The following is a 14,832-nucleotide window of genomic DNA, read 5'->3' on the forward strand; positions in this document are numbered from 1 at the left end:
TTCTATGAAACATCTGTGAACGAGTTTCGTCCTAATGTTTTGAAGGCGATAGCAAATAATTCGTATGTCGAAATTTTACGTTGAGTAAAAATATTATCTGTCTTCAATAATATTTGTATAAAAAACATCATCACATGCTATTTTGTACAAGATGGGTTTTTCCAATATTGTGTGCTAAAATGTTTTGCGGGAGGTTGTAAAATTATGAAAAAATGGTTGGTAGCTGTACTCGCGGTTTTTGTACTGGCGGCTTGCGGGGATAAACAGGAAGCTTCACCTGAAAATCTGCAGAAAACGATCGACGAAGGTACGGTAGGTTTTGAAATGATGGGTGATTCAATTCAGGAAGAGGCAGATGTCCCGGAGGAAGAAAAAAATAATATTATATCTGCATTTAATGAATATATTGCAGCCTTTAATGAAAAAGATTTAGAACGTTATAAAAATATAATTTCAAAAAATGCGACAGGTTTTAATTATGATGAAGATATCGAAGCGGTTTCCGATGTGTTTAATCAATATGATGTGAAACGTACGGCCGAAGATATTACGATTGTAAAGTATAGTGGGGATGAAGCCCAAGTATTTTCCAATTTAAAGACAGAAACGAAAGAAATCGATACAGGTGCAGAACTATCCGGTGTCGGCCGCCAAGTAACAGTATTGAAGAAGGAAGACGGTTGGAAAGTTTCGAGCATCTATTATATCGGCAGCGAATAAAAACTTATCTTCTATAATATATAGTAAAAACATCTTGCACAAATCGATGCCAAGATGTTTTTTTCATATAGTGATGAAGGTGTGAAAGCGGGGAGTTCCCTATTAGAAAGGCAAATTACCGTTCACAATTATAGTGAGTTCATGTAAACTAGTGAACATAGGAGAGTGGGAGAGCGATGAAAACAGCAATTGTTACAGATAGTACAGCCTATTTAACACTTGAAGAACGAAATTCGTACAATGTCCATATGATTCCTCTAAGTGTAAACATTGAAGGAACATTTTACGATGAAGAAATCGATATTACAGCTTCAGAATTTTATGACCGTGTGCGCGGTGCAGCGGAGTTTCCGAAAACAACGCAACCGTCTGTCGGAAAATTTGTCGAGCTTTATGAAACTTTAGGAAAAGATTATGATGAAATTGTAACGATTCACTTATCAAGCGGAATCAGCGGAACTTACCAAGGCGCTGTCCAAGCGGGCGCAATGGTGGAAGGTGTAAACGTTCACGCATTTGATTCGGAAGTTGCCGCCTATTTGCAAGGATTTTATGTAAAAGAGGCTGCTAAACTGGCATTGGAAGGCGCTTCAGGCGAGCAGATTATGGCACACTTGAATGATTTGAAAGATACAATGGATGATTACATTATTGTAGACGATCTACAGCATCTGCAGCGCGGCGGTCGCTTATCTGCAGCGGCGGCATTGATCGGCGGGTTACTTCAGGTAAAACCGATTTTAACATTCGAGAACAAAGTAATCGTCCCGTTCGAAAAAATCCGTACACGCAAAAAAGCACTACGCCGAGTGGAAGAGCAATTAGCATCTGCAGTCCAAAAGCATGGCGCCCTTCAAGCCACAGTGATTCACGCCAACTGTGAGGATGAGGCACGCGAATGGATGAATGCATTAGCTGCCGAGTATCCAACAGTAGATTTCACGCTCAGCTACTTCGGACCGGTTGTCGGCACACACCTAGGTGAAGGCGCAATGGCGATTGGATGGATTAAGAAATAATTTTGTTTTAGGTTTATCAGTCACTACTTCTTAGGGAGGGTGGCTGTTTTTTAATATGTGGTGGGTGAACGGCTATGTCGGGTGATATTAGAAGTTTGTGAGTAGAATGTAGAACTCTGGACGTGAAAAGTAGAAAGTTCCGGGCTTAAAGTGGAACGTGAACGGGGAAAAGTAGAAATTATCGGGTGAGAAGAAGAGGCTGCCGGTATTAGAAGTTCATGGGCGGAAAGTAGAACTCGAGCCGTGGAAAGTAGAAAGTTCTGGGCTCAAAGTAGAACGTGAATTAGGAAAAGTAGAAACTATTGATTGAGAAGTAGAAGCGGCTGCCGGTTTTAGAAGGTTGTGGCTGGAAAGTAGAACGTCTGCCCTCGAAAGTAGAAAGTTAAAAAGTGAAAGTGGAACGCAAAGCGGGAAAAGTAGAAACTTTCGGGTGAAAAGTAGAAGAGGCTTTCAGTATTAGAAGATCTCAGTTGAAAAGTAGAACGTCCGCCCCTGAAAGTAGAATGTTTTGAGCCGAAAGTGGAACATGAAGCGAGAAAAGTAGAAGTGTCACTGAAAATCCTACACGAATCAAATACAGATCCGCTTCTTGCCCACTTAAGTCTGAAAATCATTTATCAAATAAACGAAATACAAATAAAGGAGCAATAATTATGTCCACAACAACAACTTCATTTAAAAAATGTTATCGACTTCTCAAACCCTCAACACCAACCCTCTCCAGTGTTTCAAGCAACCCGATTCCTCCAATCCACACCCGCTACACCGGACTCATCCCTGAACCCGCAATCGTAAATTTCTTCACCGGTCGAATATGGTCGCGCAACCACACACCATTTCCTCAGCAAAAAATCGACACCTATATCAACCGCGGCTATTTTGAAACAACCCCCGCTGTCAGCACAACCCCAAAGCTTATTTGTCGTCGTTGTCTAAATGAACAATCGTATAAATTTGTTTCATTTCACTGTGCGAAGTGTCAAAAAGTCTGTCACTATTGCCGGCACTGTATTACGATGGGGAGAATGTGCAGCTGTGATGAATTGATTCTCTGGAAAGTCACGGAAACACGGAAACAGAAATCGCAAGTTCAGTTTGCATGGACCGGCAATCTCACCCCTCATCAGCAAAAAGCGGCGGATGAACTCGCGCAAAGTATTTCGCAGAACAGAAATCGTCTTACGCATGCAGTTTGCGGTGCTGGAAAAACGGAGATCCTTTTTGCAGCAATTTACGATTCACTGAAAGCAGGAAAAAGAGTTTGTGTGGCAACACCTAGAACCGATGTCGTCTTAGAATTGTATCCGCGTTTTCAACAGGTGTTCCAAAAGATTACGATTCATGCGCTATACGGCGGCGCGGAAAATAACACCGAGTTTGCGCAGCTTGTTCTGGCGACAACACATCAGCTTTACCGGTTTGAGCATGCATTTGATGTCATGATTGTCGATGAAGCGGATGCCTTCCCGTACACGTATGATGAAGCATTGCAGCGTGCAGTACTGAAAGCGAAAAAAACGGATGCCCCTATTGCATTCGTTACAGCCACTCCGTCGAACAAATTGCTCCTGCAGCAAAAAACAGAAAACTGGGGCTACTCATTTATCGCAAGAAGATTCCATGGTCATCCTTTACCAGTTCCGAGGTTCCAAACGCTATGGAATTACGAGAAATTATTAAAGAAAAACAAAATCCCACAAAAGCTCAAAAGTTGGCTCGAACACAGACTTCAGAAGAACGAACCTTTCCTCATTTTCTTCCCGACAATCGAACTAATGGAACAGGCAACACCCCTCTTTCAAAAAATAGAATCTACTATTGAAAGTGTCCATTCCGAAGACCCTGATCGGAAAGAAAAAGTATTGCAATTGCGCAATGAACAACGAAAAGGTTTACTGACGACTACTATTCTGGAGCGCGGAATCACAATTAAAAATGTCCAGGTTGCCGTAGTCGGTGCGGAAAATCCTGTTTTCACATCAAGTGCACTTATTCAAATTAGCGGAAGAGTTGGTCGAAATGTGAAGTACCCTACTGGTGATATTGTATTTTTCCACCATGGAATCACGATGGAAATGGACCGGGCACGCAATAATATATTGGAGATGAACCGCCATGAATAAGCAAATCCTGAATTGCCTCTTATGTGATCGCGAGCTTCATCAAAGCATTGGTTGGAAGGAACTGCTTCTTAAAACACTGCCTCAAACAATTTGCCCTCGCTGTGAACAACGCTTTCAACGAATCGAGATGCAACAGGAAGAGGGAGTCATATCTTTATTTCACTATAATGAAGCAATGAAAGATTATTTGCACCGCTATAAGTTCCTTCACGATTTACTCCTTGCAAAAGTATTCAATAAAATCATCCATGAGCAGCTCAAAGACGAAACCCGCCTCATTATCCCGATTCCGATGCACCCCGAAAATTTGAAACTAAGAACGTTTGCACATATCGATGAATTGCTGAAAGCGGCGAATATCCCGTTTGTCCACCATTTAACAAAGATATCGAACGAACAGCAATCACTTAAAAGTAGAGAAGAACGACTAAAAACCCCACAACTTTTTGAAGTCATCAATCCAACTGCAATAAAAGATAAAAATTTACTTGTAGTTGACGATATTTATACTACAGGGACAACATTAAACCATGCGAAAAAGGCACTGCTCGAAGCCGGTGCGAAAACAGTGGACGGATTCACATTAATCCATGGGTAAAAAATCGAACCTATTATTTATAAGTGAACGAGTGAGGAGGGCTAAAAATGGCTGAATTAAGAAATTGCCCAGGCTGTAACGGTTTTTTTAACTACACGGGCTTGAGGGATGTTTGCCATAACTGCGCGCAAAAAGAAGAGGACCAATATCAGGAGGTGTATCGTTTCCTGCGTAAGCGTGAAAACCGTGCAGCGAATGTCGACCGAATTGTCGAGGCAACAGGGGTTGAGCGGGACTTGCTCTATAAATGGGTGCGAAAAGGGCGGCTGCACACGGCGATGTTTCCGAACCTTGGCTACCCGTGTGACAACTGCGGTCGTTTAACCACTACAGGGAAACTATGCGAGAAATGCCAAAATGAATTAAAATCAGAATTGCGTACATTGGAAGCAGCACAGGAATTCCGAGAAGAGATGAAGCGTCAAAAACGTGCAACTTATCTCTCTATAAAAAAATAATTTTCGTAAAACGAAGTCGTTTGAATAGGACTTCGTTTTTATTTTTCGTAAAATGAACATAATAAAATACTACATAAGTCCAGTTTTTTGCGATAAAGCATAAACAATTGGATGAAGCAGTCGAAATATAAACTATACAGCTTATATTTGAGAGGAGGTCCATAAAGATGAAGATTAATCCAATCGGTTTGCAAGGAATCAATCTGTACAACAAGCAGGCACGTCCTGTGAAAACTACTGAAACTCAAAAATCATTTGCAGACCAGATCGAAATTTCAACAAAAGCAAAAGAGATGCAGGCGAATTCGACCTATGCAAATGAGCGTGCAGAACGTGTGAAAAAAATTAAAGAAGATATTGATTCTGGAAACTACAAGGTAGACGCAAAGCAGGTTGCTGAAGACATGCTCAAATTCTACCGCGGCAAATAACGGAAATTCTACAAGCAAGGGAGCGCTAAATACATGTCAATTGCCACAATTGTCGTCACGCTGGGGAAGCTAGAGAAAATGCATAAAAGTCTGCTGGAACTAGCGCTTGCGAAAACGGAATACATTAAGCAAGGTGATATGGAAAAGTTGGATCAGCTCATCAAAAGTGAGCAGGCACATGTAGCGGCAATTAACACACTTGAACAACAGCGTCAGGCGATGGTAACGGATTACCTCCGAGCAAAAGGAATTGCTCTCACTGACACACCGTCTGTTGCCGATGTGATAAAGGCCGCTGAAAACGGCGAATCCACAAAAGAACTGGTCAGTGTGCGCGAACGATTAATTGCGTTGCTTGATCAGTTGAAGATGCAAAATGATTTGAACCAGAAACTGGTGATGAACTCATTGCAGTTTATTAACATTACATTGGATGCCATGCGTCCGCAGCAACGTACCGAGCAGTTCAATTATTCCGGTGCGGAAGTCCGCGGAAATGCTGAAGTTGCAAAACGTTCGTTCAATGAATTTAAAGCCTAATCGCATGTAAGCTTCCGCATGCTGCGGGGGCGATACATGCGTTTTTTTATGGAAAGAATATTGGAATTTATATATAAACACACTTAAAAGGGAGGTCCTGCAATGCGTTCAACATTTATGGGACTTGAAGCAAGCAAGCGCGGTCTATTCACGCAGCAATCAGCGCTTTACACAACAGGACATAATATTTCAAATGCCAATACAGATGGCTATTCGCGTCAGCGCGTAAATATGGAAACAACACCGGGATTCCCGAGTCCGGGTTTAAATACAGGTAAATCAGCAGGACATATCGGAACAGGGGTACAGGCGCATTCTGTACAGCGGATTCGTGATAGTTTCGTTGATCAGCAATACAGACAGGAAACGCATAAACTTGGTTACTGGCAGACAAGATCGCATTCTATCAGTCAACTGGAAGATGTGCTAAATGAGCCATCTGACTACGGGTTGTCAGAATCATTGAATGAGCTATGGAATTCGCTGCAGGATTTAAATGTCCATCCGGAAAACGGCGGATCGCGTGCGGTTGTCGTACAGCGCGGGATTGCCGTGGCGGATTCTTTCCACTACATGTATAACTCGATTAAAAAAATCCAGGACAATGCAGGTGCGGAAATCGGTATTCAGTTAAGAGATGCGAACTCGATTTTGAAGCAAATTGGTGATTTAAATGCACAAATCCAGACAATCGAACCGAATGGCTATATGCCGAACGATTTATATGATGCGCGTGATAATTTAATAGATGAGCTGGCGACTCACTTCCCGATTGAAGTGAAGCGTTCGGAAAAGGGTTCAGGCGGAAATTCTTTAGCGATTGCAGAAGGACCTGTTACCGTTTCACTTATTTTAAAAGACGGCTCAAAGCTTAAACTGGTAGACGGGAAAGATTATGCACAGTTCCGTACAGATGGAGCGGATGATGGCGTCACACCAACTGGCGATATGACAGGAATTTCCCTTGTGAAAATGGACAAAGACGGAAATGATACTGCACTCCCGGCTGATTGGTCTCAAACAGGCACTACTGTCGATATTAACGACTTTAGCGATCTCGGGAAATTTAAATCATTAGTCAATTCCTACGGTTATACAAACAATAACAGTGAGACAACAGGTCTTTTTCCGGAAATGATTAATAAATTGAATGACATGGCCAAAGCTTTTTCTGAAAAGTTCAATGAAATCCACAAAAGCGGAACGGGTTTAGAGGGCAACCAAGGTGTAGACTTCTTCATATCAAATGATCCGCTAGTACCGGGCATTACAGCAGAAAACATCTCTGTGTCTGACACAATCATAAAAGATCCGAACAAAATCGCGGCTTCAGATTCAGATGTCGGCAATCCAGAAGCAGGAAACGGTAATAATGCGCTTCTTCTGGCCAACATGAAATTTAATTCGCTGGAAGAGCTGGATCATCTGAGTGTCCAAACCTACTTCGAAGGGCTGATCGGCCAGCTCGGTGTAGATGGTCAGCAGGCGACACGACTTGAATACAATGCAGAGACACTTCAGCAGGCGGTGAAAGAACGCCGTGACTCGGTAAGTTCTGTATCAATTGATGAAGAAATGACAAATATGATTACATTCCAGCAGGCGTACAATGCCAATGCCCGTATGATTACCGTAATCGATGAAACACTCGATAAAATCATCAACGGTATGGGCCGCGCCGGATTATAGGAGGTAGACCAAAATGCGTGTGACACAATCAATGCTTTCAGGCAATATGCTGCGTAATTTATCAAACAGCTATTCAGCAATGGGCAAACTTCAGGAGCAGGTCAACACAGGGAAAAAAGTGAACCGTCCATCAGATGATCCTGTAACTGCGATGAAAGGAATCAACTACCGTGCCGAGCTGAACAATGTTGAGCAATTTTCCCGCAATATCGGTGAAGCGTATAACTGGCTTGATACGACAGACGACACATATGATAAAATCGGTTCTGCTCTGCAGCGCGCGAACGAATTGATGGTACAGGCTTCATCGGATTCAGCCAATGCTGACGACCGCAAAAAAATAGACAACGAGCTTCAACAATTACGTGAGCATGTACAAAACTTGGCCAACACGAAAATCGGAGACCGCTATATTTTCAGCGGGACTAAAACAACAACGGCTCCTTTCGATGGAGAAAAGTATGCCAATGATAAATCGTTTAAAAATACGATTGAAATTGAAGTGTTTACCGGGATTATGCTGCCGATCAATGTAACACCAATCGATATGTTTAAAGAGATCGATACGATGTTTGCGGATATCAGTACTGCGATTGAAGGAAATGCTCCAGGCAGTGATTTATCGAAACACCTTTCAACAATTGACAAAAACATGAATAAACTCCTTGAAGCAAGAGCAGGTGTCGGTGCACGTCAAAACCGTATAGAATTAATGGATACAAGATTGCAGTCACAGGAATTGATTGCGACTAAGCGCATGTCTGAAAACGAAGACATCGACTACGAAAAAACGATTACACAAATGATTACACAGGAATCAATTCACCGTGCCGCTTTATCGGTAGGGGCAAAAATCATTCAGCCATCATTAGCAGACTTTTTAAGATAATGAAAAAGCGTTTGGACACATTGTGCCAAGCGCTTTCTTTAAAGGGAGGGACAACATGAATATCCCGCAAATACAACTACAGACAACAAGAGGGCAAATCGGACTGACAACAAAAAAACCGGTCCAGCAAATTGAGCAGCCAAAAGCCGAGTTGTATCTGCAGCAGCCAAAAGCCGAGATGTCAATCCGCACAACTAAGTCGAAACTGACCAGTGATACAGTGGAAATGCGCGAAAGCCTCGATTTAAAAAGCTCGGCTAGCCGGACAGCAGAAGTTGCCCAGTACAGTGCGCAAACCGCAATGGAAGGACTAGCAAGACGCGTTCAGGAAGGCGGCGAGCTCATGAAGATTGAAAACGGCGGCAATCCGTTGGCAGAACAGGCGAAAAGAACAGGAAAACAACCATATTCCAGCTTAGGAATTAAATTTATCCCGCAGGCCGGTAGTGTCAAAATAAGTTTCACACCGGGTTCAGCAGATACTCAAGTGGAGTCGCAAAAGGTGATCAACAATACGAAAACAAACAAGCCAATCCATACCTATACACCGGGGAAAGTGAATGTGGAAATGCTGCAGCACCCGTCTCTGAAAATCGATTGGCATATATAAAGGAGAATATGATGAACATTACAACTGCCTATATGGGCGAAGTCGAACTCAATCCGTCGCAAATTATAAAATTCGAGCACGGTCTGCCCGGGTTTGAAGGTGAAAAAGAATTTATTCAGCTGCCATTGTCGGAGGGAAGCGCATTCCAGGCATTGCAGTCCGTGAATACCCCGGAATTGGCATTTATTATTACAACACCGTACGCTGCAGTGGCCGATTACAGCTTTGAGCTGGATGAGTCTGTTACGAAAGCGCTGGCTATTAACAGCAATAAAGAGGTCGCGGTTTTTGCGATTGTCTCTTTAAAGGACACACTGGAAGCCTCAACGGTGAATTTAAAGGCACCGATTATTTTGAATACGGAAAACCAAAAAGCAAAGCAGATTATTCTGCAGGAAGACTACGCCATTCGCCACAAATTAATTGCAGAAAAGAAGGAGGTATGAACACATGCTGGTATTAACACGGAAAGTAGGCGAAACGATCTGGATCGATGAGGAGATTGAAATCGTCATCACAGAAGTCAAAGGCGACCAGATAAAAGTAGGCATCCGGGCACCAAGGCATGTGGACATCATCCGCGGTGAGTTGAGGAAGGATATTTCCGATTCTAATACAGAGGCGGCAGTGAAAGATTTATCGCTGTTTGATAGATTGAAGTAAGATACGTAAAAAAAGATTAGAAAACTATTAAACAAAAATTAGTTCGTCCGATATTAATAGTGTCAGCAAGAGAAGCACGACCGGCCGGCTAACTACTCTTCTACATAAAACACAATTTGCCTACAAGGACGTGGGTCAAACATTCCAGGGAGGAAATTATAATGAGAATCAATCACAATATTGCGGCACTAAACACACATCGTCAGTTAGGTAGTGCGAATAATGCACAAGGCAAATCAATGGAAAAATTATCTTCTGGTCTTCGTATTAATCGGGCTGGAGATGATGCAGCAGGTCTTGCAATCTCTGAAAAAATGCGTGGGCAGATTCGTGGTTTAGACCAAGCTTCTAGCAACGCTCAGGATGGAATATCGATGTTGCAAACCGCTGAAGGAGCACTGAATGAAACCCACTCAATTTTACAAAGGATGAGAGAGCTAGCAGTACAAAGTTCAAATGGTACATTGGAAGACCAAGATAGAGAAGCGATTCAAGCGGAAGTCGATCAGTTGACCAAAGAAATTGACAGAATTGCTGAAACAACTCAATTTAATCAGAAAAAACTATTACGAGGTACTCCAGAAGGTAGAGCCTTTGCAAAGGTAGATAGTTCTGCAATTACCTATGATAATGTTAATGGGAATGAATGGGAAGGGATTGTTAATGCTAGCCCAAATTCAAAAGCATCAATTGATATAGAATTATCATCGGCAATAGGAGCAACTGATAAAACGGATGCAATAACAGCATTAGATGGTAAAACATTTACTATAAATAATAAAACATATGAGCTAACGTTTAATGATGGTACTAATGACTCTGTTTCTAGTGGTAATATTGCAGTTAACATAAATGATTCTTGGACCGATGGGTCAGGAACTAATGATGCAAATGCAGCTACAAATATGAACTATGTGATAGACCAATTAGTAAATGCTATAACAGCTAATGATTCGACTGTTGTTGCAACAAAATCAACACCAGCAGCAGACAGTGACACTACCGATAATGGTACAGGTGTTACTGCAGGTATTCTTACAATTTCTTCTGCTGAAAATATGGCACAACCAGACGCTGACAGTATAACTGTAGAAATTGGTACAACAGCTGATTCAGATGCAGGTATTTCGGGAATTGACTTGAAAAACCCTACAGATTCTAGCTCAATAGGAAATAGTGGTAGCTTAGTTGCTTCTACTGATGGAACTTCAGAAGAATTTGGAATAACTTTTAGTTCTGTTCCAAAAGCTGGTGATACAATTAAGATAGATGATTTAACAATCTCTTTTGTAGATAATGGGGATGTTGGTTTTAATTATAGTGGTGGAGGTTCAACTGCAAGTATTGATGTTTCCAACCGGAGTATCTCAGAGGTATTGGAACAAATTGAAAGTGTGTTAGATGATGCAAATACTCATCATGATAGTAATCCTACTGAAGACGCTCTAAGTGCTTTATCGTCTCATTCTGTTGTAGGAAATACTTTAGTCCTATCAACAACTAAAACTGATGACGGTCAATCATTTGGAGATTCAAATACAAATGGTCTAGATATTCAAATAATGGATGGAGACTTTGAAGCAAATGCCGGACAAAGTTTAAAACTTGATATGCAAATTGGTTCAAATGAATCTGAAAAAATGGAAGTGGAATTTGGAGTAATGGATTCAGCATCATTAAGATTAGCTTTTAATGCTGACCGCTCAACAGCGATTCCTACTGCAGGAACAAATGCAATTGCTGGAATAGATGTAAGTTCTTCTACTACTAAAGCTCAAGGTGCAATTACTGCAATTGATAAAGCTATTAAAGCAGTTTCAGAAGAACGTTCTAAACTTGGGGCATACCAAAATCGTTTAGAACATACAATCAATAACTTAAACACAGCTTCTGAAAACCTAACAGCTGCGGAATCTCGTATCCGTGACGTAGATTATGCTTTAGTGGCCTAGAGCCGCGACAAGCACAGTCGTCCTGGCTGGTAACGGCTAGTGAATATTATCGGGTGAATTGCTGGAAAACCCTTAGAGCTTTTCTTACCACAACGTAGTTGGAAACGACAAGCGTGATGGTGTGGAAAAAAGAAAAGATTGGGCAATCAGCAGCCAAGCTCCTGTCTCGAAAGAGTGGAGAAGGTTCAACGACTAGGATAAACCATTTAAGGTGAAAGCTATGATGATGAAATCCATAGGTGAAATAATGTCCATCAACATTGTGAATCCGAAGTGCCCGACCCCTACTAGCTTGCTAGAGGGTGAAGATATAGTCTAGTCATTTATGAAAGTAAATGTTCGCACGATGGCGAAAGAAATGATGAACCAAACTAAGAATTCTATTCTTTCTCAAGCAGCACAAGCAATGTTGGCTCAATCGAATCAACTGCCTCAAGGAGTGCTACAACTCCTGAGATAATGATTGAAGGGCGTCTTATCTGGTAACGGATAAGAGAATAACTGGGTGAATTGCTGGAACTTCCTAAAGCTTCATCAACCACAACGTAACTGGAAACGGTCAGCGTGAAGGTTTGAAAATGATGAGGATGAACCAATGGATAATCAGCAGCCAAGCTCCTGTGAGGAAACTCTGGAGAAGGTTCAACGACTAGAGAATACGGTCTAAGGTGAAAAGCTATGACTATGAATCTCGTAGGGCAGCCAAAGCTGTTCGAAGTGCCCAGCTCCATGAAAAACATGGATGAAGATATAGTCTATTCTGTAATCGAAAGATACAGTGGCAAAGCAAGCGAACCAACAACCACAAGGAGTATTACAACTTCTTCGTTAATTTTAGATTATTTGAAGGGACCCTAGTTTTGCTAGGGTCTCTTTTATATAATTTTTATAGTTAATTTGTTAGAAGAATGATTTAAAGAGAAAGGATTGAAAACTAATAATGTGGTCTGTAAAAAATTATATAATAGTTTATTTAGACACGGGATTAATACCTAGACCAAAGGGCATTGAAAAACCAAAAAAAGAGATTGAATTTCTTTTGAAAGAATTATTTAATCTTAGTAATGAAGGTAAAATAACATTAAGAAGCACTCAAGGTTCACTTGATGATATTTTTGGTGCTAATAATGAAAGAGTTAACAGTCAAGCAGAGGAAAGATATAAGCAAATGCAGTTAACTGAGCCTGTTGCTGAAACTATCCTAGAATCAAATGAAGACTTTTCTGACGATGATATCGAACTTTTTAACATTATGTTCCCTAGTGAGAATGTGTTTAGCGGAAACATTTATCAATGCTTTCTAGATTTGAAAGAAAACGATAGAAATGATTTTAGAATTATCAAGTCATGCATTGAAGACTCAAATAGCTATGCCTTTTTCTTAACACAGAATAAAAACGATTTTATTAAAAATGGTCGAAAACAGGATTTGGAGTATGTTATAACCAATAAATACAGGAAACATCTCGAAATTGGAGAATTAAATGAAGATATGCTGAAAAAAGTAAAATATGCAATTCAAGAGGTAACAGATTTGCTATCATAGTATAGCTTGAGAGAAGAATGAGGGAGAACCGCTGAACGGTTCTTTTGTCTCCCTAACTTTTACCAACTATTTCAAAACAGTCTGATTGGAGGAACAGATGGAAAAAGATGAGCAGGAACATAAACAGTTTCTCGAACAACAGCTTGAGTGGTGTAAAGAACAAGATCGTATTTTAGAGGAGATAGAAATTAAGCTTCATGAAATGAAAAAGATAGCTCAATTTGCTCTCGATCATGAACTCGCTCCGCTAGAAATTGATCAGTTGAATGCCCAAATGAATGAATTGAAAAGTGAAGTTCATTTCTTAGAAAAACAGTTACACTCTATTGTCCATTAGAAGGAAAAAAGGTGGTGTTGTCGTGGGTATCGCATTACTATCAATGGCGTTAGGTCAAAGTCACGTTCAGCAACAAGCTTCGATGTCAGTCATGAAAATGGCAATGAGAAATGCTGAGCAGCAAGGTGCAGCGATTCAGGAATTAATGAGTACGACTAACGCAGCGGCTATTCAACAAGCAGCTCAGCCGCATTTGGGTGGAAACATTGATTTAAAAGCGTGAAGGGAATTTGGAGAGTAGCCTGAATGGAAGGTCGCTCTTTTTCTTTTTTGGGGCAAATGGGGAAAAGTCGATTGTGCCCCGAAAGTCCACCTTGTTAGGGGCAAATGTACTCAGAAATGGTAAAGTAACGCAAAAATCCCGCTAACGTGTAACTAGTAATAACTCAATGTTCAGATATATATTATAATCATAGAATGTACATTTTGTTCCATGAACATCAGATGTTCAAGAAACAAATAATCCAAGCCTCTACCTCGATCTTCGGGGTAGGGGCTATTTCTATTCTTAGGAGGAATTGAGTTATGGCTAATCATTACAAAGCATCAGAATCAAAGCAATTGGAACTGTTAGAAGGAGGAATTGAGATCATGAAGAAACAGCCTGCTAAACGAGAGAACATCGTAAGCCTAAAGTTGGTAAAGGAATCTAGTATTTTGTACAAGCAAAGGAGAATTACTTCCCCAGATGATGCATACAAGCTTTTGAATTTTCTGCACCGGGTGCACAAACTATTCACTACAATTTAAAAACCCTCACTCTTGCAGCAATTTTCGCCACAACACCCCAATAGGAGCGGTTAAGCTCGTCGGCAATTTGCTGCTGATTTTTTCCTTCTTTTAGTGCAGAAATAATCCAGTTCATCTCTTCTTCTGTATAAGGCTTTTGGCGTTGGCGGTTTGCTGTAAGAACTTCATAACCTGGGTGGGAAAGTGCATATTTTGTTTTTCCCTGCTGCAACCGCCATTTCCATTCCAGTTTATAGCGCATGCTTGTGCAGGATTTGGTGCACAATTTATAAATAGATATTAAAAATTTAGAATACGCTTGTTTTCTACTTAGCGATCACCACATAGATTAAGTTGAATTCATTAGTTATTTACTTTTGTAGGTTCCTTTTTTGAAAATATACTGCACTGGGTACACAAACAAAGCCTCTGCTTTTCATTAGCCTCCATATTTTTTATTTATCTCCGTGCTCAGAACCAACGCATGTCTTTGGCTCGAAATTGAATTTGGCGAAATTGATATAGTGC

Annotated in this window: 19 protein-coding genes; 18 read left to right on the plus strand and 1 reads right to left on the minus strand. The window is 40.9% G+C overall.

Features of this window, described 5'->3' with window-relative positions; translation table 11 throughout:
- Nucleotides 1–204: 204 nt before the first annotated feature.
- The 18 genes from B5473_RS09890 to B5473_RS20915 all read left to right on the plus strand — a co-directional run bounded on the left by B5473_RS09890 (nt 205) and on the right by B5473_RS20915 (nt 14,325).
- Nucleotides 205–720 (plus strand): nuclear transport factor 2 family protein, encoded by a 516-nt coding sequence (locus tag B5473_RS09890; RefSeq protein ID WP_079524714.1) that lies wholly within the window; start codon nt 205–207, stop codon nt 718–720.
- Nucleotides 721–896: 176 nt separating this feature from the next.
- On the plus strand, nt 897–1,739 hold the full coding sequence (locus B5473_RS09895) for a DegV family protein (protein ID WP_079524715.1): 843 nt from the start codon (nt 897–899) through the stop codon (nt 1,737–1,739).
- A gap of 1,016 nt (nt 1,740–2,755) precedes the next feature.
- Nucleotides 2,756–3,862 (plus strand): DEAD/DEAH box helicase, encoded by a 1,107-nt coding sequence (locus tag B5473_RS09900; protein ID WP_368483374.1) that lies wholly within the window; start codon nt 2,756–2,758, stop codon nt 3,860–3,862.
- Nucleotides 3,855–4,460, plus strand: a complete 606-nt coding sequence (locus B5473_RS09905) for a ComF family protein (RefSeq protein ID WP_079524717.1) — start codon at nt 3,855–3,857, stop codon at nt 4,458–4,460. Before B5473_RS09900 ends, B5473_RS09905 begins: the two co-directional genes overlap by 8 nt.
- 47 nt (nt 4,461–4,507) lie before the next feature.
- Nucleotides 4,508–4,918, plus strand: a complete 411-nt coding sequence (locus B5473_RS09910) for a TIGR03826 family flagellar region protein (RefSeq protein ID WP_079524718.1) — start codon at nt 4,508–4,510, stop codon at nt 4,916–4,918.
- A 167-nt stretch (nt 4,919–5,085) separates the two neighbouring features.
- Nucleotides 5,086–5,349, plus strand: coding sequence for a flagellar biosynthesis anti-sigma factor FlgM (flgM, locus tag B5473_RS09915; protein WP_079524719.1), 264 nt, complete (start codon nt 5,086–5,088; stop codon nt 5,347–5,349).
- A 33-nt stretch (nt 5,350–5,382) separates the two neighbouring features.
- A complete protein-coding gene (locus tag B5473_RS09920; RefSeq protein WP_079524720.1) occupies nt 5,383–5,889 on the plus strand; it encodes a flagellar protein FlgN in 507 nt (168 codons plus the stop codon).
- A 102-nt stretch (nt 5,890–5,991) separates the two neighbouring features.
- Nucleotides 5,992–7,578: a flagellar hook-associated protein FlgK gene (gene flgK, locus B5473_RS09925; protein ID WP_079524721.1), complete on the plus strand. Its 1,587-nt coding sequence runs from the start codon at nt 5,992–5,994 to the stop codon at nt 7,576–7,578.
- Between the two features lie 13 nt (nt 7,579–7,591).
- The gene (gene flgL / locus B5473_RS09930; RefSeq protein WP_079524722.1) at nt 7,592–8,467 is read left to right on the plus strand and encodes a flagellar hook-associated protein FlgL; all 876 of its coding nucleotides are present in this window, start codon (nt 7,592–7,594) and stop codon (nt 8,465–8,467) included.
- Between the two features lie 55 nt (nt 8,468–8,522).
- Nucleotides 8,523–9,077, plus strand: coding sequence for a DUF6470 family protein (locus B5473_RS09935; protein WP_079524723.1), 555 nt, complete (start codon nt 8,523–8,525; stop codon nt 9,075–9,077).
- Between the two features lie 11 nt (nt 9,078–9,088).
- Nucleotides 9,089–9,523: a flagellar assembly protein FliW gene (fliW, locus tag B5473_RS09940; protein ID WP_079524724.1), complete on the plus strand. Its 435-nt coding sequence runs from the start codon at nt 9,089–9,091 to the stop codon at nt 9,521–9,523.
- A gap of 4 nt (nt 9,524–9,527) precedes the next feature.
- Nucleotides 9,528–9,740 carry a carbon storage regulator CsrA gene (gene csrA / locus B5473_RS09945; protein ID WP_079524725.1) on the plus strand — a complete coding sequence of 71 codons (213 nt, stop codon included), beginning with the start codon at nt 9,528–9,530 and terminating at the stop codon, nt 9,738–9,740.
- Nucleotides 9,741–9,901: 161 nt separating this feature from the next.
- Entirely contained in the window at nt 9,902–11,692 is a 1,791-nt protein-coding gene (locus tag B5473_RS21085; RefSeq protein WP_079524726.1) for a flagellin N-terminal helical domain-containing protein, read from the plus strand.
- A gap of 361 nt (nt 11,693–12,053) precedes the next feature.
- A complete protein-coding gene (locus tag B5473_RS09955; protein WP_439848476.1) occupies nt 12,054–12,152 on the plus strand; it encodes a flagellin in 99 nt (32 codons plus the stop codon).
- A gap of 480 nt (nt 12,153–12,632) precedes the next feature.
- Complete coding sequence (locus B5473_RS09965) at nt 12,633–13,238, plus strand: hypothetical protein (RefSeq protein ID WP_079524728.1); 606 nt, start codon at nt 12,633–12,635, stop codon at nt 13,236–13,238.
- 97 nt (nt 13,239–13,335) lie between these two features.
- Nucleotides 13,336–13,575, plus strand: a complete 240-nt coding sequence (locus B5473_RS09970) for a hypothetical protein (RefSeq protein WP_079524729.1) — start codon at nt 13,336–13,338, stop codon at nt 13,573–13,575.
- A gap of 22 nt (nt 13,576–13,597) precedes the next feature.
- Nucleotides 13,598–13,798 carry a YjfB family protein gene (locus B5473_RS09975; protein ID WP_079524730.1) on the plus strand — a complete coding sequence of 67 codons (201 nt, stop codon included), beginning with the start codon at nt 13,598–13,600 and terminating at the stop codon, nt 13,796–13,798.
- A 302-nt stretch (nt 13,799–14,100) separates the two neighbouring features.
- Entirely contained in the window at nt 14,101–14,325 is a 225-nt protein-coding gene (locus B5473_RS20915; RefSeq protein WP_368483375.1) for a hypothetical protein, read from the plus strand.
- Here the strand turns inward: B5473_RS20915 and B5473_RS09985 are convergent.
- Nucleotides 14,315–14,566, minus strand: coding sequence for a hypothetical protein (locus tag B5473_RS09985; RefSeq protein ID WP_139377726.1), 252 nt, complete (start codon nt 14,564–14,566; stop codon nt 14,315–14,317). The two genes, B5473_RS20915 and B5473_RS09985, sit on opposite strands and share 11 nt — an antisense overlap.
- Nucleotides 14,567–14,832: the final 266 nt, after the last annotated feature.

Origin of the sequence: Solibacillus isronensis (assembly GCF_900168685.1) — a bacterium.
GTDB lineage: Bacteria > Bacillota > Bacilli > Bacillales_A > Planococcaceae > Solibacillus > Solibacillus isronensis_A.

Coding starts and splice junctions, on each gene's coding strand:
- B5473_RS09910 (WP_079524718.1), top strand. CDS start 4,508: ATGGCTGAATTAAGAAATTGCCCAGGCTGTAACGGTTTTTTTAACTAC.
- B5473_RS09900 (WP_368483374.1), top strand. CDS start 2,756: ATGGGGAGAATGTGCAGCTGTGATGAATTGATTCTCTGGAAAGTCACG.
- B5473_RS21085 (WP_079524726.1), top strand. CDS start 9,902: ATGAGAATCAATCACAATATTGCGGCACTAAACACACATCGTCAGTTA.
- B5473_RS09920 (WP_079524720.1), top strand. CDS start 5,383: ATGTCAATTGCCACAATTGTCGTCACGCTGGGGAAGCTAGAGAAAATG.
- B5473_RS09905 (WP_079524717.1), top strand. CDS start 3,855: ATGAATAAGCAAATCCTGAATTGCCTCTTATGTGATCGCGAGCTTCAT.
- B5473_RS09955 (WP_439848476.1), top strand. CDS start 12,054: ATGAACCAAACTAAGAATTCTATTCTTTCTCAAGCAGCACAAGCAATG.
- B5473_RS20915 (WP_368483375.1), top strand. CDS start 14,101: ATGGCTAATCATTACAAAGCATCAGAATCAAAGCAATTGGAACTGTTA.
- flgL (WP_079524722.1), top strand. CDS start 7,592: ATGCGTGTGACACAATCAATGCTTTCAGGCAATATGCTGCGTAATTTA.
- B5473_RS09965 (WP_079524728.1), top strand. CDS start 12,633: ATGTGGTCTGTAAAAAATTATATAATAGTTTATTTAGACACGGGATTA.
- B5473_RS09890 (WP_079524714.1), top strand. CDS start 205: ATGAAAAAATGGTTGGTAGCTGTACTCGCGGTTTTTGTACTGGCGGCT.
- B5473_RS09970 (WP_079524729.1), top strand. CDS start 13,336: ATGGAAAAAGATGAGCAGGAACATAAACAGTTTCTCGAACAACAGCTT.
- flgM (WP_079524719.1), top strand. CDS start 5,086: ATGAAGATTAATCCAATCGGTTTGCAAGGAATCAATCTGTACAACAAG.
- B5473_RS09895 (WP_079524715.1), top strand. CDS start 897: ATGAAAACAGCAATTGTTACAGATAGTACAGCCTATTTAACACTTGAA.
- B5473_RS09935 (WP_079524723.1), top strand. CDS start 8,523: ATGAATATCCCGCAAATACAACTACAGACAACAAGAGGGCAAATCGGA.
- fliW (WP_079524724.1), top strand. CDS start 9,089: ATGAACATTACAACTGCCTATATGGGCGAAGTCGAACTCAATCCGTCG.
- csrA (WP_079524725.1), top strand. CDS start 9,528: ATGCTGGTATTAACACGGAAAGTAGGCGAAACGATCTGGATCGATGAG.
- flgK (WP_079524721.1), top strand. CDS start 5,992: ATGCGTTCAACATTTATGGGACTTGAAGCAAGCAAGCGCGGTCTATTC.
- B5473_RS09985 (WP_139377726.1), bottom strand. CDS start 14,566: ATGCGCTATAAACTGGAATGGAAATGGCGGTTGCAGCAGGGAAAAACA.